This window comes from Streptomyces sp. NPDC090032, from assembly GCF_044748025.1.
Classification (GTDB): domain Bacteria; phylum Actinomycetota; class Actinomycetes; order Streptomycetales; family Streptomycetaceae; genus Streptomyces.
This window is the reverse complement of record NZ_JBIVFF010000004.1, coordinates 147,904-168,795: the sequence shown is the minus strand read 5'-3', so window position 1 is coordinate 168,795 and position 20,892 is coordinate 147,904. Positions and strand designations below refer to the sequence as shown.

24 protein-coding genes and 1 tRNA gene are annotated in these 20,892 nt (G+C 68.7%); 9 read left to right on the top strand and 16 right to left on the bottom strand.

The features are described 5' to 3' along the window. Positions 1–26 precede the first annotated feature (26 nt). Together ACIPWY_RS10660 and ACIPWY_RS10655 are read right to left on the bottom strand one after the other, a co-directional pair. Positions 27–329 carry a co-chaperone GroES gene (locus ACIPWY_RS10660; RefSeq protein WP_199841797.1) on the bottom strand — a complete coding sequence of 101 codons (303 nt, stop codon included), beginning with the start codon at positions 327–329 and terminating at the stop codon, positions 27–29. A 99-nt stretch (positions 330–428) separates the two neighbouring features. Further along, entirely contained in the window at positions 429–767 is a 339-nt protein-coding gene (locus tag ACIPWY_RS10655; RefSeq protein ID WP_362906188.1) for a DUF3618 domain-containing protein, read from the bottom strand. A gap of 129 nt (positions 768–896) precedes the next feature. Here ACIPWY_RS10655 and bcp point away from each other — a divergent pair, with 129 nt between their 5' ends. From bcp to ACIPWY_RS10640, 3 genes are all read left to right on the top strand, one after another. After that, positions 897–1,364 (top strand): thioredoxin-dependent thiol peroxidase, encoded by a 468-nt coding sequence (bcp, locus tag ACIPWY_RS10650; protein WP_393704548.1) that lies wholly within the window; start codon positions 897–899, stop codon positions 1,362–1,364. A 167-nt stretch (positions 1,365–1,531) separates the two neighbouring features. Next, the gene (gene proP, locus ACIPWY_RS10645) at positions 1,532–3,043 is read left to right on the top strand and encodes a glycine betaine/L-proline transporter ProP (protein WP_362906192.1); all 1,512 of its coding nucleotides are present in this window, start codon (positions 1,532–1,534) and stop codon (positions 3,041–3,043) included. 133 nt (positions 3,044–3,176) lie between these two features. After that, positions 3,177–3,261, top strand: a tRNA-Leu gene (locus ACIPWY_RS10640). 53 nt (positions 3,262–3,314) lie between these two features. Here ACIPWY_RS10640 and rdgB read toward each other — a convergent pair. The 4 genes from rdgB to ACIPWY_RS10620 all read right to left on the bottom strand — a co-directional run bounded on the left by rdgB (position 3,315) and on the right by ACIPWY_RS10620 (position 5,611). After that, positions 3,315–3,920 carry an RdgB/HAM1 family non-canonical purine NTP pyrophosphatase gene (rdgB, locus tag ACIPWY_RS10635; protein ID WP_362906194.1) on the bottom strand — a complete coding sequence of 202 codons (606 nt, stop codon included), beginning with the start codon at positions 3,918–3,920 and terminating at the stop codon, positions 3,315–3,317. Between the two features lie 22 nt (positions 3,921–3,942). After that, positions 3,943–4,341 carry a hypothetical protein gene (locus ACIPWY_RS10630; protein WP_401532777.1) on the bottom strand — a complete coding sequence of 133 codons (399 nt, stop codon included), beginning with the start codon at positions 4,339–4,341 and terminating at the stop codon, positions 3,943–3,945. Positions 4,342–4,451: 110 nt separating this feature from the next. Beyond that, positions 4,452–5,189 carry a ribonuclease PH gene (gene rph, locus ACIPWY_RS10625; RefSeq protein ID WP_362906198.1) on the bottom strand — a complete coding sequence of 246 codons (738 nt, stop codon included), beginning with the start codon at positions 5,187–5,189 and terminating at the stop codon, positions 4,452–4,454. Positions 5,190–5,290: 101 nt separating this feature from the next. After that, positions 5,291–5,611 (bottom strand): PTS glucose/sucrose transporter subunit IIB, encoded by a 321-nt coding sequence (locus tag ACIPWY_RS10620; protein ID WP_362906200.1) that lies wholly within the window; start codon positions 5,609–5,611, stop codon positions 5,291–5,293. Positions 5,612–5,752: 141 nt separating this feature from the next. Here ACIPWY_RS10620 and ACIPWY_RS10615 point away from each other — a divergent pair, with 141 nt between their 5' ends. Both ACIPWY_RS10615 and ACIPWY_RS10610 read left to right on the top strand, forming a co-directional pair. Next, positions 5,753–7,039 carry a PTS transporter subunit EIIC gene (locus tag ACIPWY_RS10615; RefSeq protein WP_362906202.1) on the top strand — a complete coding sequence of 429 codons (1,287 nt, stop codon included), beginning with the start codon at positions 5,753–5,755 and terminating at the stop codon, positions 7,037–7,039. Positions 7,040–7,319: 280 nt separating this feature from the next. After that, complete coding sequence (locus ACIPWY_RS10610; protein ID WP_362906204.1) at positions 7,320–8,585, top strand: PTS transporter subunit EIIC; 1,266 nt, start codon at positions 7,320–7,322, stop codon at positions 8,583–8,585. Between the two features lie 68 nt (positions 8,586–8,653). Here ACIPWY_RS10610 and ACIPWY_RS10605 read toward each other — a convergent pair whose 3' ends face one another. After that, positions 8,654–9,406: an MBL fold metallo-hydrolase gene (locus tag ACIPWY_RS10605; protein WP_362906206.1), complete on the bottom strand. Its 753-nt coding sequence runs from the start codon at positions 9,404–9,406 to the stop codon at positions 8,654–8,656. A 208-nt stretch (positions 9,407–9,614) separates the two neighbouring features. Here ACIPWY_RS10605 and ACIPWY_RS10600 point away from each other — a divergent pair, with 208 nt between their 5' ends. After that, positions 9,615–10,067, top strand: a complete 453-nt coding sequence (locus ACIPWY_RS10600; RefSeq protein WP_362906208.1) for a type II toxin-antitoxin system PemK/MazF family toxin — start codon at positions 9,615–9,617, stop codon at positions 10,065–10,067. Positions 10,068–10,158: 91 nt separating this feature from the next. Here ACIPWY_RS10600 and ACIPWY_RS10595 read toward each other — a convergent pair whose 3' ends face one another. From ACIPWY_RS10595 to clpS, 7 genes are all read right to left on the bottom strand, one after another. After that, positions 10,159–11,109, bottom strand: coding sequence for a PLP-dependent cysteine synthase family protein (locus tag ACIPWY_RS10595; RefSeq protein WP_266670975.1), 951 nt, complete (start codon positions 11,107–11,109; stop codon positions 10,159–10,161). Positions 11,110–11,114: 5 nt separating this feature from the next. Next, the gene (locus tag ACIPWY_RS10590) at positions 11,115–11,393 is read right to left on the bottom strand and encodes a MoaD/ThiS family protein (RefSeq protein ID WP_362906212.1); all 279 of its coding nucleotides are present in this window, start codon (positions 11,391–11,393) and stop codon (positions 11,115–11,117) included. A 127-nt stretch (positions 11,394–11,520) separates the two neighbouring features. Continuing rightward, positions 11,521–11,622: a putative leader peptide gene (locus ACIPWY_RS10585; protein WP_362906215.1), complete on the bottom strand. Its 102-nt coding sequence runs from the start codon at positions 11,620–11,622 to the stop codon at positions 11,521–11,523. A 113-nt stretch (positions 11,623–11,735) separates the two neighbouring features. After that, complete coding sequence (locus tag ACIPWY_RS10580) at positions 11,736–12,152, bottom strand: M67 family metallopeptidase (protein ID WP_362906217.1); 417 nt, start codon at positions 12,150–12,152, stop codon at positions 11,736–11,738. 169 nt (positions 12,153–12,321) lie between these two features. Beyond that, on the bottom strand, positions 12,322–13,773 hold the full coding sequence (locus ACIPWY_RS10575; RefSeq protein ID WP_362906218.1) for an amino acid permease: 1,452 nt from the start codon (positions 13,771–13,773) through the stop codon (positions 12,322–12,324). Between the two features lie 356 nt (positions 13,774–14,129). Continuing rightward, positions 14,130–14,735: a DUF2017 domain-containing protein gene (locus ACIPWY_RS10570; protein ID WP_362906220.1), complete on the bottom strand. Its 606-nt coding sequence runs from the start codon at positions 14,733–14,735 to the stop codon at positions 14,130–14,132. 35 nt (positions 14,736–14,770) lie between these two features. After that, entirely contained in the window at positions 14,771–15,088 is a 318-nt protein-coding gene (gene clpS, locus ACIPWY_RS10565) for an ATP-dependent Clp protease adapter ClpS (RefSeq protein ID WP_362906222.1), read from the bottom strand. Between the two features lie 81 nt (positions 15,089–15,169). On the opposite strand from clpS, the gene ACIPWY_RS10560 reads away from it, so the two are divergent. After that, a complete protein-coding gene (locus ACIPWY_RS10560; RefSeq protein WP_401532770.1) occupies positions 15,170–16,513 on the top strand; it encodes a nicotinate phosphoribosyltransferase in 1,344 nt (447 codons plus the stop codon). A 73-nt stretch (positions 16,514–16,586) separates the two neighbouring features. Continuing rightward, the gene (locus ACIPWY_RS10555) at positions 16,587–17,171 is read left to right on the top strand and encodes an isochorismatase family protein (RefSeq protein WP_362906226.1); all 585 of its coding nucleotides are present in this window, start codon (positions 16,587–16,589) and stop codon (positions 17,169–17,171) included. Positions 17,172–17,237: 66 nt separating this feature from the next. On the opposite strand, the gene ACIPWY_RS10550 is transcribed toward ACIPWY_RS10555, so the two are convergent. Continuing rightward, positions 17,238–17,609 carry a hypothetical protein gene (locus ACIPWY_RS10550; protein WP_356289131.1) on the bottom strand — a complete coding sequence of 124 codons (372 nt, stop codon included), beginning with the start codon at positions 17,607–17,609 and terminating at the stop codon, positions 17,238–17,240. A 122-nt stretch (positions 17,610–17,731) separates the two neighbouring features. Further along, complete coding sequence (locus ACIPWY_RS10545) at positions 17,732–20,128, bottom strand: immune inhibitor A domain-containing protein (RefSeq protein ID WP_383885523.1); 2,397 nt, start codon at positions 20,126–20,128, stop codon at positions 17,732–17,734. Between the two features lie 396 nt (positions 20,129–20,524). Here ACIPWY_RS10545 and ACIPWY_RS10540 point away from each other — a divergent pair, with 396 nt between their 5' ends. Next, positions 20,525–20,863, top strand: coding sequence for a hypothetical protein (locus tag ACIPWY_RS10540; protein WP_401532767.1), 339 nt, complete (start codon positions 20,525–20,527; stop codon positions 20,861–20,863). Positions 20,864–20,892: the final 29 nt, after the last annotated feature.

The window sequence follows — 20,892 nt, the reverse complement described above, 5'->3', positions numbered from 1 at the left end:
GACACCTACAAGACCTTGCGCGGCACCTACAGGTACAGCCCGGTCGAATCCTGGGAACCCTCGAACCGGTCGGCGGCCACCGCGTGCAGATCGCGCTCACGCATCAGCACGTACGCGACACCCCGCACCTCGACCTCGGCCAGGTCCTCCGGGTCGTACAGCACCCGGTCGCCCGGCTCCACGGTCCGCACGTTCTGCCCGACGGCCACCACCACGGCCCAGGCCAGACGCCGCCCGACCGCCGCGGTCGCCGGAATCAGGATGCCGCCGCCGCTGCGCCGCTCGCCCTCGGCGGTGTCCTGCCGCACGAGCACACGGTCGTGCAGCATGCGGATGGGCAGCTTGTCGTGCTGGGTGCTGTTCTTCTCTCTGTTGGCGCTCACGCCCCGAAACCTACCTGCCGCCGCCGTGCCCGTAGGCAGGAAGGGTCAGCGCTTGCGGCGCCGCGCGGTCATGGCGAGCAGCCCCACGACGCCGACCACGGCGACGGCCACCGGAACGATGCGCTCCACACGCGGCGCACCCTCCTCGGAGACGAACTGGGCCTTGACCTCCGACACCATCCGGTTCGCACCCACGTAGGCCCGCCCGAGGGAGTGGTCGACACCGGCGACGAACCTGGCCTTCGCGTCACCGACGATCGTCTTAGGGTGCACCCGCACCCCGATCTCGTCGAGCGTCTCCGCCAGCGCCTCGCGACGGCGCTTTATGTCCGCCTCGATCTGCGCCGGGGTCCGCGCATCCGACGTTCTCGACGTGTCCGACACCGCGCTGCCTCCGTGGTCGCTGTTATGGCACTGATCGTGGACAGTCTGTCAGCTCGGCGGCCCTCGCACCCCACGGCACCCCCATTACGCTCGGGTCCCGTACCCGTATCCCGTACGAGGAGTCCCACCATGAGCGAGCGACTGACGACCGGCGACACCGCCCCCGCCTTCACGCTGCCCGACGCGGACGGCAACGAGGTCTCCCTCGCCGACCACAAGGGCCGCAAGACGATCGTCTACTTCTACCCGGCCGCCCTCACCCCCGGCTGCACGAAGCAGGCCTGCGACTTCACGGACAACCTCGACGTCCTCGCGGGCGCCGGCTACGACGTGATCGGCATTTCCCCCGACAAGCCGGAGAAGCTCGCGAAGTTCCGCGAGAAGGAGAACCTCAAGGTCACGCTGGTCGGCGACCCCTCGAAGGAGACCCTGGAGGCGTACGGCGCGTACGGCGAGAAGAAGCTCTACGGCAAAACAGTGACGGGCGTGATCCGCTCCACGATCATCGTGGACGAGGACGGCAAGGTCGAGCGCGCCCTCTACAACGTGAAGGCCACCGGCCACGTCGCGAAGATCATCAAGGATCTCGGCATCTGACCCGTCGGCCGCGGACCACCGCAGCCCCTTCCGGGTACGCGTGGCGACCCCGTTCCGGGTACGCGCGAACGTGACGGAAGTCCCTTTCGCAGGGGACTTCCGTTTGCGAACGCCACCCCTGAGCAAGTGATTCCCTGGAACTCCGCGTCCACAGAAGGGATCACTCCATGTCGGGCGTCCTCGACCCAGAACAGACGGGGTCCGCCGCCGACCCCCAGGCGGTCAAGCGCCACCGGACCCTCTTCCGCGCCGTGAAACGCCGGAAGAATCCCCCTCTGCGCCGCACCGACATCACCGTCACCGACGACGCGGCGGTGAAGCGGGCCGTGAAGGCCGCCTCACTCGGCAATGCCATGGAATGGTTCGACTTCGGCATCTACAGCTACCTCGCCGTCACCATCGGCCATGTCTTCTTCCCCTCCGGGAACGCCACGGTCCAGCTGATCTCCTCCTTCGCGACCTTCGCCGTCTCCTTCCTGGTACGCCCCATCGGTGGCATGGTCTTCGGCCCGATGGGGGACAAGATCGGCCGCAAGAAGGTCCTCGCGGCGACGATGATCCTGATGGCCATCGGCACGTTCGCCATCGGACTGATCCCGTCGTACGCCGCCATCGGCTTCTGGGCACCCGTCCTGCTGATCTTCTTCCGCCTGGTCCAGGGCTTCTCCACGGGCGGCGAGTACGGCGGCGCCTCCACCTTCATCGCCGAGTACGCACCCGACAAACGCCGCGGCTACTTCGGCAGCTTCCTGGAGTTCGGCACCCTCGCCGGCTACGTCGGCGCCGCGGGCCTCGTCACCGTCCTCACCACCCTCCTCGGCAGCTCAGGCATGGAGTCCTGGGGCTGGCGCGTCCCGTTCCTGGTCGCCGGCCCGATCGGCCTCGTCGGCCTCTACCTGCGACTGCGCCTCGACGAGACCCCCGCCTTCCAGAAACTCGAGGACGAGTCCTCGCACCGGGCCTCGGACGCCGCGTCGAACATCGAGACCACCGCGAAGGGCGACCTGGCCAAGATCTTCCGCGGCTACTGGCCGACGCTGATCCTGTGCATCTGCCTGGTCGGCGCGTACAACATCACCGACTACATGCTCCTGTCGTACATGCCGACGTACCTGTCCGACGAGATGGGCTACAAGGAGTCCCACGGACTCCTCATCCTCATCGCCACGATGATCGTGCTCATGCTGGTCATCAGCCAGGTCGGCAAACTCTCCGACCGCTTCGGCCGCAAGCCGCTCCTGATGGCGGGAATGCTGGGCTTCTTCTTCCTCTCCATCCCCTCGTTCCTGCTGGTCAAGAACGGCGCCCTGTGGGCGGTCTCGCTCGGCATGCTGCTCCTGGGCCTGTCCCTCGTCTGCATGCTCGGCACGATGTCGGCTGCGCTCCCGGCCCTCTTCCCCACCCAGGTCCGCTACGGCTCGCTCTCCGTGGGCTACAACCTCTCGGCGTCCCTCTTCGGCGGCACCACACCGCTGGTCATCACGGCCCTGATCAGCGTCACGGGCACGGACATGATGCCCGCGTACTACGCCATGGCGGCGGCCCTGGTCGGCATCATCGCGGTGGCCTGCATGAAGGAAACGGCCCAACAGCCCCTGGCGGGCTCCCCGCCGTCGGTGGAGACGCAGGAGGAGGCGGCAGAACTGGTGGAGTCCCAGGCGCGGGCACCGAAGTTCTGATCCCCCGCTCGTCGAACTGTCAGGACCTGACTAGAACTTGGTGCCGACGCGACACGCGCGCTCCCGCGCCGAGCAGCGTCGCCGTACACTGACGGGGCGGATCTCACCGAGAGGGTGAGATGTCCGTTATTTCGCGGTCGTGGTGGAATCTGGCAGTCACGTCGGGTTTAGGTCCCGGTGGGAGAAATCCCGTGAGGGTTCGAATCCCTCCGACCGCACACACAAGGGCGCTCCCCAGCAGGGAGCGCCCTTCGTCGTGCGTGGCGAGAACTCAGCCCAACAACTCCCGCACCACCGGCACCAGCGCCCGAAACGCCTTCCCCCGGTGCGAGATCGCGTTCTTCTCGTCCGGGGTCAGCTCCGCGCACGTCCGCGTATCGCCCTCCACCTGCAGAATCGGGTCGTAGCCGAAGCCGCCCGAACCCGCCGGGGCGTGCCGCAGCACTCCCCTCAGCCGGCCCTCGACCACTCGCTCCGTGCCGTCCGGCAGGGCGAGCGCCGCGGCGCACGCGAAGTGGGCGCCCCGGTGGACGTCGTCGTCGATGTCGCCGAGCTGGGCGAGGAGGAGGTCGAGGTTGGCCTTGTCGTCGCCGTGGCGGCCGGCCCAGCGGGCGGAGAAGATGCCGGGGGCTCCGCCGAGTACGTCGACGCAGAGGCCCGAGTCGTCGGCGACGGCGGGGAGGCCGGTGGCCTTGGCGAGGGCGTGGGCCTTGAGGAGGGCGTTCTCGGCGAAGGTGACGCCGGTTTCCCTGACGTCGGGGATGTCGGGGTAGGCGTCCGCGCCGACGAGGTCGTGGGGCAGGCCTGCGTCGGCGAGGATCGCCCGGAGTTCGGTGATCTTGCCGGCGTTGCGGGTGGCGAGGATGAGGCGGGTCATGGGGACCAGTATCGCGCCGGTGTTACGGCGTGCAGACCTTGGTCAGTTCGCCGGCGGCGTCCGTGACGGGGGTGATGTCGGGGGTTCCGTCGCCGTTCTTGATGGCCGTACGGACGCTGCTCACCGCGGTGTTGAGGTCGTCGACGGCCTTGGAGACGTCGGCGTTGTCGGTCTTGTCGCCGATCTTGTCGAGGTTCTTGTCGATGGAGTCGAGCGCCTTGTCGGCCTGCGCGGGGTCGTTCGTCGCGCTCTCGACGGCCTGCTTGAGGTCGGAGACGCTGTCGGCGATGGAGTCGGCGGTCTGGACGCAGTCGAGCGCCTTGTCGAGCGCGCCGCAGCCGGCGGCGGCCGGTACGGCGATGAGTGCCGCGGTGACGGCTATGACGGCGGTACGGCGACGGTGTCGTGGGCGCGCGGCCATGGAACGGTCCTCCCCTTTGTGTACGGATGGGCGCACGGCCAGATGCCGTACGCCCATCCGTAGTGACGCAGTTGACGTCTTTCGGGTTGCCACCCTACTTGGCGTGCTCTTTACCTTTGGAGGGTGGCCTCGAGTGCCGCGCGCTGGGCGGTGGCGAGGTCGGCGCAGCCGGAAACGGCAAGGTCGAGAAGGGAGTTGAGTTCGTCGCGGTCGAACGGCTCGGCCTCGGCGGTGCCTTGGACCTCGACGAAGCGGCCGTCGCCGGTGCAGACGACGTTCATGTCGGTGTCGGCGCGGACGTCCTCCTCGTAGCAGAGGTCGAGGAGGGGGATGCCGCCGACGATGCCGACGGAGACGGCGGAGACGGTGCCGGTGAGGGGCTGGCGGCCGGCCTTGATGAGCTTCTTGCCCTGGGCCCAGGTGATGGCGTCGGCGAGGGCGACGTAGGCGCCGGTGATGGCGGCGGTGCGGGTGCCGCCGTCGGCCTGGAGGACGTCGCAGTCGAGGACGATGGTGTTCTCGCCGAGGGCCTTGTAGTCGATGACGGCGCGCAGTGAGCGGCCGATGAGGCGGGAGATCTCGTGGGTGCGGCCGCCGATCTTGCCGCGGACGGATTCGCGGTCGCCTCGGGTGTTGGTGGCGCGCGGGAGCATCGAGTACTCGGCGGTGACCCAGCCTTCGCCGCTGCCCTTGCGCCAGCGGGGGACGCCTTCGGTGACGGAGGCGGTGCAGAAGACTTTGGTGTCGCCGAAGGAGACGAGGACGGAGCCTTCTGCGTGCTTGCTCCACCCGCGTTCGATGGTGATGGGGCGGAGCTGTTCGGGGGTGCGGCCGTCGATGCGAGACATGGGAGGGAGCCTAGCGAAAACGTCGAAGGCCCCGTTCCGGGTGTCCGGTGCGGGGCCTTCTTCGTGTGGTGCTCAGGCGGGTTGCCGGGTGTTCCGGGTGCTCACATCATGTCTTCGATGTCGGCGGCGATGGGGTCGGCGTCGGTGCCGATGACGACCTGGATGGCGGTGCCCATCTTGACGACGCCGTGGGCACCGGCGGCCTTCAGGGCGGCCTCGTTGACGAGGTCGGGGTTGACGACCTCGGTGCGCAGGCGGGTGATGCAGCCCTCGACCTCTTCGATGTTGTCGAGCCCGCCGAGCCCGGCGACGATCTTCTCAGCCTTGGTGGCCATGTGGTTCTCCCTGACTTTTCTCTCGGCCCGCCATGGGCCCGCTTTGTCACGGTAACCCACGGTTGGCCCATCTTCACGAGCGGTCATTCAGCCCGTGACGAATGATGGCGATCACGGCGTCATGCCCTCCCGGGCCGGCGCCCGCCGACCCGTCCCGCAACTGGTCTACACCAGTTTCCCACGACCGCCGAACGTACCGCCACAGTGGCTTGTTCCGGGAGGACGCCCATGAGCGCCGACAGCGCGGCCGTCTACAAACCCAGCCCGTGGAACAACCTCTTCCAGGGCCTGCAGAAGATGGGTCGCAGCCTCCAGCTCCCCATCGCCGTGCTGCCCGCGGCCGGCATCCTCAACCGGCTCGGCCAGCCGGACGTCTTCGGCGACGACGGTCTGGGGTGGACCGATGTCTCCAAGGTGATGGTCGGTGCCGGTTCCGCCCTGCTGGACGGCGCGCTCGGCCTCCCTCTTCTCTTCTGTGTCGGTGTGGCGATCGGCATGGCCAAGAAGTCGGACGGTTCGACGGCGCTCGCGGCGGTCGTCGGCTTCCTCGTCTACTACAACGTGCTGCACCAGTTCCCGGTGGACTGCGGACCCAGCGCGAAGGCGGTCGTCACCGGCTGCGCGGGGCCGGACGGCACGGTGGTGCCGTTCGGCTACCAGAATCCGGGCGTCTTCGGCGGGATCGTCATGGGGCTGCTCGCCGCGTTCTTCTGGCAGCGTTTCCACCGCACGAAGCTGGTCGACTGGCTCGGCTTCTTCAACGGCCGCCGGCTCGTCCCGATCATCATGGCCTTCGTCGCCATCGCCGTCGCCGCGGTCTGTCTGTGGATCTGGCCGCCGATCGGTGACGCCCTGGAGAGCTTCAGCGACTGGCTCGTCGGGCTCGGCTGGCTCGGCTCCGGGATCTTCGGCCTCGCGAACCGCGCGCTGCTGGTGATCGGCCTGCACCAGTTCCTCAACGTGCCCATCTGGTTCCAGTTCGGCACGTACACGAAGCCGGACGGGACGCAGGTCCACGGTGACATCAACATGTTCCTGGCGGGGGACCCGAACGCGGGCCAGTTCACCTCGGGCTTCTTCCCGATCATGATGTTCGCGCTGCCGGCCGCGTGTCTGGCGATGACGCACTGCGCGCGCCCGGAGCGCCGCAAGGTGGTCGGCGGCCTGATGCTGTCGGTCGCCCTGACCTCGTTCGTCACCGGCATCACCGAGCCGATCGAGTACTCGTTCCTCTTCGTGGCACCGGTGCTGTACGCGATCCACGCGGTCCTCACCGGCGTATCGATGGCGGTGACGTGGGCGCTCGGTGTGCACGACGGCTTCAGCTTCTCGGCGGGCCTGATCGACTACGTCATCAACTGGAGCCTGGCGACCAAGCCATGGCTGATCATCCCGATCGGGCTGGCCTTCGGGGCGGTCTACTACGTGATCTTCCGGTTCGCGATCACGAAGTTCGACCTGAAGACACCGGGACGAGAGCCGGCGGACGAGGTCGAGGACGTCACGAAGGCCTGACCTCTCCCGCTCCCCCGAGCCCCAGCGCCCCACCCCTCACCCCCTCACCACCCCCAAGACCCCTGGACCTCCTCGGTCCGGGGGTTTTGTTTCGCGCTGTCGCATATGACCGAGCGCACAAGGATCCCGGGAAATCGCAGGTTCCTTATACGACCTTCACCGTGCTACAACAGGTCTACACCACTGGGTGGTGTAGACCACGCGGCCTCGGGGCCGCGTTCCCGAGACGCCGCCGTCCCCACCTGTCCCCCGGGCGGCGCCTTGCCTACTGGAGGAAGTTGTGACCACGGCCAGTGCCGCCCCCGCGGCCGCCAAGAAGAAGGGCGCGGGCGCGATGGCTGTCATGCAGCGCATCGGCCGCAGCCTCATGCTGCCGGTCGCGGTGCTGCCCGCCGCCGCGCTCCTGGTCCGGTTCGGCCAGCCCGACATGCTCGGCAAGGACTCGTTCCCGACCTTCATCACCAAGCTGGCGTCCTACATGTCGGCGGGCGGCGGCGCGCTGCTCGACAACATGCCGCTGCTGTTCTGCGTCGGTATCGCCATCGGCTTCGCCAAGAAGTCCGACGGCTCCACCGCGCTCGCGGCCGTCACCGGCTACCTGGTCTTCCAGAAGGTGCTCGCCACCTTCACCGACGGCAACCTGCCGAAGGTCGCCGCCGTCGTCGACGGCAAGATCGTCATGAACGAGGCGCCGGTCAACGCCGGTGTGCTCGGCGGTGTGGTCATGGGCGTCGTCGTGGCCCTGCTCTACCAGAAGTTCTACCGGACCAAGCTGCCCGACTGGGCCGGCTTCTTCGGCGGCCGCCGCCTCGTCCCGATCCTCTCCGCCTTCGCGGGCCTGGTCATCGGCATCGTCTTCGGTCTCATCTGGCCCGTGCTCGGCACCGGTCTGCACAACTTCGGTGAGTGGCTGGTCGGCTCGGGCGCGGTCGGCGCCGGCATCTTCGGTGTCGCCAACCGTGCGCTGATCCCGATCGGCATGCACCACCTGCTCAACTCGTTCCCGTGGTTCCAGGCCGGTACCTACGAGGGCAAGAGCGGCGACATCGCCCGCTTCCTCCAGGGCGACCCGAGCGCCGGCCAGTTCATGACCGGCTTCTTCCCGATCATGATGTTCGCCCTCCCGGCGGCCTGCCTCGCGATCGTCCACTGCGCCCGTCCCGAGCGCCGCAAGGTCGTCGGCGGCATGATGTTCTCGCTCGCCGCCACCGCGTTCGTCACCGGTGTGACGGAGCCGATCGAGTTCACGTTCATGTTCATCGCCCCGGCCCTGTACGCGATCCACGCGGTCCTCACGGGTGTCTCGATGGCGCTGACCTGGGGGCTCGGCATGAAGGACGGCTTCGGCTTCTCCGCCGGCGCGGTCGACTACTTCCTCAACCTCGGCATCGCGACCAACCCGTGGGGTCTCGCGCTGGTCGGCCTCTGCTTCGCGGTGGTCTACTACGTGATCTTCCGGTTCGCGATCACCAAGTTCAACATTCCTACGCCGGGCCGTGAGTCCGACGAGGAACTGGCCGAGATCCTCAAGGCCGAGAGCAAGTAGGCCCCGGCCCCGCACGACGGTGAAGGCCCCGGAACCGATTCGGTTCCGGGGCCTTCGCCGTGCCGGGCTCAGATCTCGTACACCCGCCCGGGCACGGCCAGTTCGGCCGGACCGTCGTACACGGCGCGGGCGTCCGCGAGGTTGGCCTGGGGGTCCGTCCACGGCGGGATGTGGGTGAGGACCAGACGGCGGGCCCCGGCGCGGGCCGCGGACTCGCCCGCCTCGCGGCCGTTGAGGTGCAGGTCGGGGATGTTCTCCTTGCCGTGTGTGAACGCCGCCTCGCACAGGAACAGGTCGCTGTCCGCGGCGAGTTCGTCGAGCGCGGCGCACGCACCGGTGTCCCCGGAGTACGTGAGCGACCTGCCGTCGTGCTCGACGCGGATGCCGTACGCCTCGACGGGGTGGCACACCTTCTCCGTGCGCACCGTGAACGGGCCGATCTCGTGCCGGCCCGGCTTCACGGTGTGGAAGTCGAAGACCTCGCTCATCGAGGAGGCGGAGGGTGTGTCGGCGTAGGCCGTGGTGAGGCGCTGTTCCGTGCCTTCGGGGCCGTAGACCGGGATCGGGGCTGCGCGGCCGCCGTCGTGGCGGTAGTAGCGCGCCACGAAGTAGCCGCACATGTCGATGCAGTGGTCGGCGTGCAGATGGCTGAGGAAGATCGCGTCGAGGTCGTAGAGACCGCAGTGGCGCTGCAGCTCGCCCAGGGCGCCGTTGCCCATGTCGAGTAGCAGCCGGAAGCCGTCGGCCTCGATGAGGTAGCTCGAACAGGCCGAATCCGCGGACGGGAACGACCCCGAGCAGCCGACGACGGTGAGCTTCATAAGAGCCGGAACCTCCGCGCTGGCAGTCAGAGAGCGGGATGGGAGCAGAAGGAAGAGGGGTCGAGCGGTCCGTCGAGCGTAAAGCGCAAAAGGGCCGGTCGCTCCTCCGTCGTGGGCCGTTGTGGGAGAACTCACCTGTGCTGTCACCGGTTCGGGGGGCGTGCGTCAGTTGCGGCGTCGCGCGGGCGCCACCGGTACGGTCGTCCGTATGGACACGTCATGGTGGCTCGCGCTCGCTGCCGTGCTGCTGCTCGCGCTCGTCGCGACGCTCGTCGACGGGTGGGGCCGCGGGCACCGTCGCCGGCCCGGCGGCCGGACCCGCCCGCCGCGGGGACCGCACGCTCGCGGTGCGCGGCCGCAGCCGGGCGAGATCTGGTGGGCGCAGGTGCCGTACGAGGACGGGCCGGGCGGCAAGGACAGGCCGTGCCTCGTTCTCACGGTGCACCGGCGGCGGGTACGCGTCGCGAAGATCACCAGCAAGTACCACGACGAGCGGGCCGGGGTGATCGCGCTGCCGCCCGGGTCGGTCGGGGACGCGCAGGGCAGGCCGAGCTTCCTGGAGACGGACGAGCTGCGTGAGGTTCCCGTGGGGGACTTCCGGCGCAGGGCCGGGGTGCTGGATCCGGTGGTGTGGGATCAGGTCCGGTATCTGGCGGGGTGACCGCGGCCGGCTTACGTGAACGCGGGCTGACGCGGGAGCGGGGGCCGGGCCGCATTGCTGCCGGCCCGGCCCCCGCTTCGACGATTCGCGGCTACGCCCAGAGCTGGCCGTGCAGCGTCTCGATCGCTTCTTCCGTCGTGGCCGCCGTGTAGACGCCGGTCGACAGGTACTTCCAGCCGCCGTCGGCGACCACGAAGACGATGTCGGCGGACTCCCCGGCCGCGACCGCCTTGCGGCCGACGCCGATCGCCGCGTGCAGGGCCGCTCCGGTGGAGACGCCCGCGAAGATGCCCTCCTGCTGGAGGAGTTCACGGGTGCGGGTCACCGCGTCCGCGGAGCCGACCGAGAAGCGGGTGGTCAGGACGGAGGCGTCGTACAGCTCGGGGACGAAGCCCTCGTCGAGGTTGCGCAGGCCGTAGACCAGGTCGTCGTAGCGCGGCTCCGCTGCGACGATCTTGACGTCCGGCTTCTGTTCGCGCAGGTAGCGCCCGACGCCCATGAGGGTGCCCGTCGTACCGAGGCCCGCCACGAAGTGTGTGACGGAGGGCAGGTCGGCGAGGATCTCGGGGCCGGTCGTCGCGTAGTGGGCACCGGCGTTGTCCGGGTTCCCGTACTGGTAGAGCATCACCCAGGCCGGGTGCTGCGCGCTCAGTTCCTTGGCCATGCGGACGGCCGTGTTGGAGCCGCCCGCCGCGGGCGACGGGATGATCTCGGCGCCCCACATGGCGAGCAGGTCCCTGCGCTCCTGCGAGGTGTTCTCCGGCATGACGCACACCATGCGGTAGCCCTTGAGGCGGGCCGCCATGGCCAGCGAGATGCCGGTGTTGCCCGAGGTCGGCTCGAGGATGGTGCAGCCGGGGGTGAGCCGGCCGTCCTTCTCGGCCTGCTCGATCATGTGGAGCGCGGGGCGGTCCTTGACCGAGCCGGTCGGGTTGCGGTCCTCGAGCTTCGCCCAGATCCGTACGTCCTCGGAGGGCGAGAGCCGCGGCAGCCGCACCAGGGGGGTGTTGCCGACCGCGGCGAGCGGGGAGTCGTACCGCATCCCGATCAGGCCATGCCGCCGGCCACGGCCGGCAGGATCGTGACGTTGTCGCCGTCGGCGAGCTTGGTGGTGATGCCGTCCAGGAAGCGGACGTCCTCGTCGTTCAGGTAGACGTTCACGAAGCGGCGCAGCTTGTCGCCGTCGACGATGCGGGCCTGGATGCCCGTGTGGCGGGACTCGAGGTCGGCGAAGAGCTCGGCGAGCGTGTCCCCGCTGCCCTGTACGGCCTTCTCGCCGTCGGTGTAGGTGCGGAGGATGGTCGGGATGCGGACCTCGATGGCCATGGCTGAAGGCTCCTGTCGGAAGAAGTCAGTGGTGGGCGCGGCGCGCGGCGGCGCGGGGCATTGCCTGGGGGGTACGTGGTCGTACGCGGGTGCGGCGCCGCGGCTCACGGCCGTACGGCGAATCGGTTCAGCGCGGACAGATGGCGCTGGCGAGGCGGCACAGGTCGACGTGAAGCCGCGCCACGAGCAGCATGCCCGGCGTCTTGTCACTCACGTCGTGGAGAACCATGCGGTCATCGTATCGATTCCCGGCCGGGATCCCGGAGTGTGATCTCACCATGTGGTCGATATCCGTCCGAAGTCTGGGACGCCCTGTGGCGCGGCGGGGTCGCGGAGGCCCGGCTACGGGGTGACCTCGACCTCTTCCTCGGTCACGGCGCCCTCGACGATCCGGAACGAGCGGAACTGGAAGGGGCCCGCGTCGTCGGTGTCCGCGGTGGAGACGAGGACGTAGTGGGCGCCCGGCTCGTTCGCGTACGTGATGTCGGTGCGGGAGGGGTGGGCCTCGGTCGCGGTGTGCGAGTGGTAGATGATCACGGGCTCCTCGTCCCGGTCGTCCATCTCGCGGTACAGCTTCAGCAGGTCACCCGAGTCGAACTCGTAGAACGTGGGCGAGCGGGCGGCGTTGAGCATCGGGATGAAGCGCTCGGGCCTGCCGGTGCCCACCGGTCCCGCGACGACGCCGCACGCCTCGTCGGGGTGGTCGGCGCGCGCGTGGGCGACGATCTGGTCGTAGAGGGCCTGGGTCAGGGTCAGCATGGGGCTCAGGATAGACAGACGGGCCCTCCCGTACCGGAGTGCGGTACGGGAGGGCCCGGATGCTGAGACGTGGGGTGTTTCCCCGGTACTGCTTGGACTGCTTGGACTGCTTGGCCCGCGTGACCCGAGTGGCCCGCGCGGCCTGCGTGGGCTACTTGGCCTGCGTGGACTACTTGGGCTGCTTGCGCTTTGCGAACGCCGCGCCCTGCGGGTTGCGGCTGCGCAGGACCAGGTACGAGACCGCGAGGATCGCGGCCCACAGCGGGGCGCAGTACAGCGAGATCCTGGCGTCCTTGTCGATGCCCATCATCACGATCACCATGCCGATGAAGGCGAGCGACAGGATGCTGGGGATGATGCCGCCGGGGGCCTTGAAGGAGGACTGGGGCAGTTCGCCGCGGTCGGCCTTGAGGCGGTAGCGGATCTGGCAGATCAGGATGACGATCCAGGCCCACATGCCGGAGATGGTGGCGAAGGAGACGACGTAGTTGAACGCCTCGCCGGGCCACTGGTAGTTGATCCAGACGCCGACCATCATCAGCGCGGCCGAGACGGTCGTGCCGACCAGCGGGGTGCCGGACTTGGTGAGCTTGGTGAAGAACTTCGGGCCCTGGCCGTTGAGCGCCAGGTCACGCAGCATGCGGCCGGTGGAGTACATGCCCGAGTTGCAGGAGGACAGGGCCGCGGTGAGGACCACGAAGTTCACGATCGCGGCGCCGACGCCGAGGCCCATCTTCTCGAAGGCCTCCACGAACGGGGAGACGCCCGGCTTGAAGGAGGTCCACGGCACGACCGAGAGGATCATGATCAGCGCGCCGACGTAGAAGACGGCGATGCGCCACGGCACGGTGTTGATGGCCTTGGGCAGGACGGTCTTCGGGTCCTTGGACTCGCCCGCGGTGACGCCGACGAGCTCGACGGCGAGGAAGGCGAACATGACCATCTGGAGGGTCATGAGGGTGTTGCCGATGCCGTGCGGGAAGAAGCCGCCCTGGTCCCACAGGTGGGTCACGGAGGCGGTGTCACCGGCGTCGGAGAAGCCGAGGGTGAGGATGCCGGCGCAGATGAGGATCATGCCGACGATGGCCGTGACCTTCACCATCGAGAACCAGAACTCCAGCTCACCGAAGAGCTTCACGGAGATCAGGTTGACCGCGTAGAGGATCAGGGTGAAGACGAGCGCGGAGAGCCACTGGGGGATGTCCCACCAGTACGTCATGTAGGTGGCCGCCGCGGTGACCTCGGTGATGCCGGTGACGACCCAGAAGAGCCAGTACGTCCAGCCGGTCACGAAGCCCGCGAAGGGGCCTATGAACTCGCGCGCGTACTCCGAGAAGGAGCCCGAGACGGGGCGGTACATGAGGAGCTCGCCGAGCGCCCGCATGATGAAGAAGATGACGAGGCCCGCGATGGCGTACGCGAGGATCAGGCTGGGGCCCGCCTTCGAGATGCCCTTGCCCGCGCCGAGGAAGAGGCCGGTTCCGATGGCGCCGCCGATGGCGATCATCTGGATCTGCCGGGCACCGAGTCCGCGCTGGTAACCCTCGCCCTCACCGGACTCACCGGGGGCCTGCACGGCCTCATTGCCGTCGTGTTCCTTGCCGACCTGCACTGAGGTCATGGTGTTGCGCCTTTCTCCATGCCGATCCGTGCCACTGCGGCTCGGATCGACTGTGACGATCCTCGGGGTCTGGGCCCCTGGATGGATGGAGCTGTGCCTACCGGCGGTCTGCCGGTCGGGGCGCACCCGGCGGACAGGGGTGGCGTCCGTCGAGCGGTCGTGAAGATTTATCACGGCTGCAACAGTGATCGAGAAGGGCACCTGTGGCACACACCACTAGGAGAACCGGACAAAAAGCACCTCGCGCGTCATACGAGGCCGCCCGAGTGACGGGATCGTTATCCGGAATTGAGCGTCCGTTGAGCGAATACGCTTACATCCGGACTCTCAGCGTCCGGTCGACATGTCCCGACAGGTCAGGGCATAAGGGTTTCGACCAGAGTCTCCTGGAGCCCGCCCAGCCACAGGTATGCCATCACCATCGGCTTGCGCGGGTCCTCGTCCGGGAGCCGGTAGAGGAGGTCCGTGTCCTCCTCGTCGGTGATGTCGAGGCGGGTACCGATCGCGAGGCGCAGATCGTTGAGCGCGCGCATCCAGCGCACGGACTCCTCGGTCGAGAGCTTGAGCACCGCTCCCTCTTCACCGCCGGGCGTCAGCGCGTCGAGCGAGCGGATCACCGCGAGCGCGTCCTCGCGCTTGCCGGCCCGCAGGTCGTTCTCGGTGAAGCGCCTGAACTCGGCGGAGTGCGCGCGCTGTTCGTCCGCCTTGTCCACCGTCGCCTCCTCGTGGCCCGGCCCGCCGTAGGCGTCGGGGAAGAGGCGCTGCAGGACCGGGTCGGACGGCGGCTCGCTCGGGCCCTCCGCGAAGAGTTCGGCGAGCGGGTCGTCGGACGCGTCCCCGCCGGGCCCGGGGCCGATCAGCTCCAGGAGCTGGACCGCCAGGGAGCGGATGATCGAGATCTCGACCTCGTCGAGCGCGACGGCAGCGCCGCCGCCGGGAATCGGTTCGAAATGTCCTGGCATCAGGTGCGTCGCTACTCCGTCGCTGCTTGCGTGCGCTACTTGCGGTCCTGCTGAAGGGTGGCCCACAGACCGTAGCCGTGCATGGCCTGCACGTCGCGCTCCATCTCCTCGCGGGATCCGCTGGAGACGACCGCGCGGCCCTTCTGGTGCACGTCGAGCATCAGCTTGGTGGCCTTGTCCTTCGAGTACCCGAAGTACGACTGGAAGACATACGTCACGTAACTCATGAGGTTGACCGGGTCGTTGTGTACGAGCGTGATCCAGGGGACGTCCGGCTCGGGTACGGCGAAGGTCTCCTCCGCCGACTCGGTGCGTTCGATCTCAAGGGGTGCAGGAGCCGTCACACAGCCCATGCTGCCACTAGGGGGCGGCGACCGCACAAATGGGCCACGGAAATCGTCACACTGACGCTAATTGGGGGTAGCATCCCGCATATGAACACAGCGGACCTTGGCCTGCCGGTGGATGTTCCGTCGACAGCGCTCTTCACCGATCACTACGAGCTCACGATGCTCCAGGCCGCACTCAAGGCGGGCACGGCCGACCGGCGCTCGGTCTTCGAGGTCTTCACCCGCAGGCTGCCCGAGGGCCGCCGCTACGGCGTCGTGGCAGGCACCGGCCGGGTGCTCGACGCCGTCGAGAACTTCCGGTTCGACGCCGGCGAACTGAGCTTCCTGCGCGAGCGCGGCATCATCGACGAGCCGACCCTCGAATGGCTGGCCGCCTACCGCTTCAGCGGCGACATCTGGGGCTACCCCGAGGGCGAGGTGTACTTCCCCGGGTCCCCCATCCTGCGGGTCGAGGGCTCCTTCGCCGAGTGCGTCCTGCTCGAGACGGTGATCCTCTCGATCCTCAACCACGACTCGGCCATTGCCGCCGCAGCCTCCCGCATGGCCTCCGCCGCGGCCGGCCGGCCGCTGATCGAGATGGGCGCGCGCCGCACGCACGAGCTGGCCGCCGTCGCCTCGTCCCGCGCCGCGTACGTGGGCGGCTTCGCGACCACGTCGGACCTCGCGGCCGGGTTCCGGTACGGGATCCCGACGGTCGGCACCTCCGCGCACGCCTTCACGCTGCTGCACGACACCGAGCGCGACGCCTTCCGCGCCCAGGTCGACTCCCTCGGCGAGGGCACGACGCTGCTCGTGGACACGTACGACGTGGCGGAGGCCGTGCGCCTCGCCGTGGAGATCGCCGGGCCCGGACTCGGCGCCGTGCGCATCGACTCCGGGGACCTGCTGCTCGTCGCGCACCGCGTGCGCGGACAGCTCGACGAACTCGGCGCCACCGAGACGAAGATCGTCGTCACCTCCGACCTCGACGAGTACGCCATCGCCTCGCTCGCGGCGGCGCCCGTGGACGCGTACGGAGTGGGAACACAGCTGGTCACCGGCTCGGGGCACCCGACGTGCTCGATGGTCTACAAGCTCGTCGCGCGCGCCGAGTCCGCCGATCCGAAGGCGCCGCTGCTGCCCGTGGCGAAGAAGTCCATGGGCGCGAAGTCGTCCGTGGGCGGCCGCAAGTGGGCCGCGCGGCGGCGCGACGAAGAAGGGGTCGCCGAGGCCGAGGTGCTCGGCACGGGACCGGTCCCGGCCGGCCTCGTCGACCGGCAGCTCCTGGTCGAGCTGGTCAAGGGCGGCACGGTCGTCGCCCGCGAGCCGCTGGACGCGGTGCGCGAGCGGCACATCGAGGCGCTCGGCGGGCTGCCGCTGTCCGCGACCCAGCTGTCACGCGGAGAAGCGGTGATCCCTACGGAGTATCTGGCGGACACGCCCCACTGACACTCAAATGCCCCCTCCCGCAACGCACTTCGAGTCTCTACGCTCGAAGTCTCCCAGCCGAAGGACACCTGCTATGCGCCGCGCCTTGATCGTCGTAGATGTGCAGAACGACTTTTGTGAGGGCGGCAGCCTCGCGGTGGCGGGCGGGGCCGACGTGGCCGCGGCCGTCACCGAGCTGATCGGGCAGGCGTCCGCCGGGTACCGGCACGTCGTGGCCACCCGCGACCACCACATCGCGCCCGGTGACCACTTCTCCGAGTCCCCGGACTACGTCCACTCCTGGCCCGCGCACTGCGTGGCGGGCACGGAGGGGATCGGATTCCATCCGAACTTCGCGCCCGTCGTCGCGTCCGGCGCGATCGACGCGGTCTTCGACAAGGGGGAGTACGCGGCCGCGTACAGCGGGTTCGAGGGGCTCGACGAGAACGGGGTGTCCTTGGCGGACTGGCTCCGCGCACGGGGGATCACCGATGTGGATATCGTCGGAATCGCCACGGACCACTGCGTTCGCGCCACCGCGCTGGATGCGGTGCGGGAGGGGTTCCGGGCTCAGGTGCTGCTCGATCTGACGGCGGGGGTTGCTGCGCGGACCACTGCGGCGGCGCTGGATGAGATGCGGGGCGCCGGGGTCGAGCTCAGCGGTAAGCCTGTCGTCTGAAGCTTTTCCCCAGCCCGCCCCTTCCCCTCCCCGAAAGTCCTGGAGCTCCGCCCCAGACCCCGCCCCTCAGACGCCCGAAGGGCTGGTTGCCGGGGTGGAGGCTGAGCTGGAGTAGCCGGCCCGGCCGGGCTGCCTCGGTCTCAGGAGGGCTCTTATCGGGTGCCAGAGTTCGCCCGCCGTGCAGTGGGGGGCGGCGCGCCAGAGGAGGCCGTCGGGGTGGTGCAGGACCGCCGTGATCTCGTCCGGCGTGGGGGGCTCCGCGTTGCCCCTCAGATAGATCGCCCGCAGGCCCAGGTTGCGCAGCCGGGTCAGGGCGCGGGCGCGGTTCGCCGCGTGCACCAGGACCCGTACCGCGCCGTCGTCCGGCGACGGGCTGGGCACGGTCAGCGCCACCACCACGGTGCCGTTCGGCAGCTTGCAGAACCCTCCTGCGGACATGACTGTCACACCCCCGTGAGACGTAGTGTCAATAAGGAACCCACAGGACGCACCTAAACACGATCGGCCGCCGCCCGCTAGAGGGCGACGGCCGATCATGCTCTGACCTGCGGCGATGTTGACTACTTCGCCGAGGGGCCCACCTTCACCGTGATCGACGAGCCGTCGAGCGGCTGCCCGACGATCGAGATCCGGGTGTTGGTGTCAGTTGTCTGGACACTGCCGGTGGGGTTCTCCTTGTACCAGTACGTGCCCTTGTGGTCGTCGAAGACCGGGACGCCCAGCTGTGCCGGGATCTTGGTCTCGACGCCGAGCTTGTGCAGCGAGAAGCCCTTGTTCGGGAACCAGCTGAACGGGGCGTCGTACGGCTGGAGCTTGTTGGTGATGTATTTGCCGTCGGCCCACTTGAGCGGCTTGGCGTGGGAGTCGACCGGCAGGATCAGGCCCTTGCCGGGATGCTGGCCGACGTTGTTGTTGCGCTGCGAGGTGTCCCACTGCCAGATCATCAGGCCGGGGCGGTACGCGAGGTGCTCGACCCAGTCGTTCTTCGCACCGCCGTCGCGCCAACCGAAGTTGTACGGACCGACCTTGAGGGTCTTGTCGTAGGAGACGTACTGGCGGTTCTCCGCGAGGTAGAACTGCGGGAAGTCGCCCGTCACGGAGGCGCCGACGCGCGAGAAGCCGCGCGCGGTCCAGCCGTTGTCGTCGCCCTCGGCGTTGTCGGTGAACAGCGCCTGGCCGTCCGCCTTGACCGTGAGGTTGTCGGCGGTGAAGCCCATGCCGCCGGCGCCGCCGTCCGTCTTGTAGCGGAAGCGGACGCTGATCTTCTGGCCCGCGTAGGCGTCCAGCGGGAACACCAGGTGCTGGAACTTGCCGGAGACGCCGGTCAGGGCCGGCTTGTCGCCGCCGTCGCGCGGGATGGTGACGCCGTCGGCGGTGCCGTCGATCGTCTTCCAGCTGGCGCCGTCGTCCGTGGACACCTGCGTGTACAGGTAGTCGTAGTCCTTCTCGATGTCGTACCAGCCGTCGAGTTCGAGGGCCGCCTTCGACTTGCCGGTCAGATCGACCGGGCGCGTCAGGGTGTTGGAGAGGTCGTCACCGTAGTCCGACCACCACTGCTTCGCGCCCTCGGCGGGCTTCACGATCTCGGTGGTGACGTTCTTCTTCTCGGGCAGCTCGACGACGAGGGCCTGCTTGCGCTTGGTGTTGTACTCCGAAACACCCAGCGTGTGCGTCGACTTGGTCGCCGCCTTGGCCTTGTCGTAGTTGAGCCAGCCGAGCTGCAGCTTGTCCCAGGCGGTCATGTCGCCCGGCATGTCGCCGATGGAGTCCTTGCCGGTGCCGAGCCAGGAGCCCGCCGACATCAGGGACCAGAAGCCGACCGAGTTCTCACCGCTGTAAGTGGTGTCGTACAGGTCGGGCAGGCCGAGGTCGTGGCCGTACTCGTGGGCGAAGACGCCGAGGCCGCCGTTCTCCGGCTGCATCGTGTAGTCGCCGACCCAGATGCCGGTGTCGCCGACCGGGGTGCCGCCCGCCTTGAAGCCGGTCGGGCCGGTGTCGCCGTCGTCGCGGCCGTAGGCGTAACCGCGGTGCGCCCACAGGGAGTCGCCGCCCTGGGCGCCGCCGCCGGCCGACCCGTCCTCGCCCGCGTGGACGATCTGGAAGTGGTCGATGTAGCCGTCGGGCTCGTTGAAGTTGCCGTCGTTGTCGTGGTCCGTGCGGTCCCACTGGTCGTACTGGGCGAGGTCCGTCTTGATGTCGGCGTCGGACTTGCCGGCCGCCTTCTGCTCCTCGACCCACGCGGTCACGCCGTCGCGGACCAGGTCCTCGACGTTCGGGCAGTTGTCGGCGCCGCAGTAGTTCGAGCCGTAACGGGCCTCGTTGTAGGGGACCTTGACCCAGTCCGAGACCTCGCCGTCAACCGAGTAGCGGCCCGACGACGTCTTCTCGTAGTAGGTCTTCAGCGAGTCGACCCCCTTGCCCGTACCGAAGTACAGGTCCTGGAAGTGCTTGCTGCTGTAGTCCTTCTGCCAGGCCGTGCTGTTGTTCTTGGCACGGTCCGGCTCCGCTATCCGGTTGTGCAGCGGGCCCGGCGTGCCCCCGTACTTGGGCTTCAGGTCGGGGGTGTCGTCGTCGGCGCGGTCGACCAGCGTCGTGTTGTCGACCTTGTCGCCGAACTCCGTCAGGATCGTGAAGATCTTGTCGGTCCGCTCCCGGCCCAGCTCGACGTACTTGCCCTTGCCGAGCTGCACGACCTGCGAGCCGTCGCGCTTGACGACCTTCGACTTCCCGGCGAGCACCTGCTCCAGCGCCGTCTTGCGCTGCTGCTCCATCTGCTGGCTGAAGGGGCCGCCGATGACGTGCCCCTTGCCCCCGTACGTCTTTCCGTGCGACGTGGAGCTTCCTACGGCCGGGGTGTCGGCCTGGGCGCCCGTCGCGAGGACCGATCCGGCAGCCGCGGTCGCGGCCAGCGTCACGAGCACGGCGGCGGATCTCAACGCCCGTCTCTTGGTGGTCACTTGATGGTTCCCCTCCTCCGTGGCCATTCAGCCACGTATCACAAGTGACGCTATTTGACCGGAGGTGAAGGAGAAATAACAGACCTTGACTGGGACAACCGAAGTGCACTATGCAGTGGCGCGGCACCGGTATCCGGACACGGACTTCCCCCCAACGGGCGCGCCGAACCGTCCACTTCGTGGACTCGGTGACTCCGTGCGCCCCCCGTGCACCGGCACCGTGGGTTAGGTCACGCTTACCGCCCGTTCCTCTCGGGCATGCGTCGGATTAGAGTCATTTGACGGCGCGCCACGGCCAGTCGACCCGGCTCCGCACCCTTTACATATGCAGCTGCCAAAGGCTCCTGCTATACGCCAGTGAAGCAAGCATCCGCTGTCCCGAGGACGGATAACGCCATGCCGCGTCCGACTGCCGCACAGCTCGCCTACGGTTCCGCGACCGTGATCTTCTCGACACTCGCCATGCTGCTGTTGTCGCAGACGAGTTCGGGCCTCGGCATCGCGGTCATCGCCCTGGCCGCACTCGGCCTCGGTCTCCTCGTGGCGCTGACGGTTCCCCTGCCGAGGTCGCGGCCGGCCGCCGCGTCGGCACCCGGGGCCGCCGACGCCGGGGTTGTCACCGAGGAGCGGGTGCCGGTACGGCGGGCCGTCGTGCCCTCGGCCGCCCCGCAGGCGGCCCCCGAGTCCGTGTACGGGGTCGCGCCGTCCGGCACACGCGGAACGGCGGGCCCGTGACTCACGGACCCGCCGCACACACCGCCCCG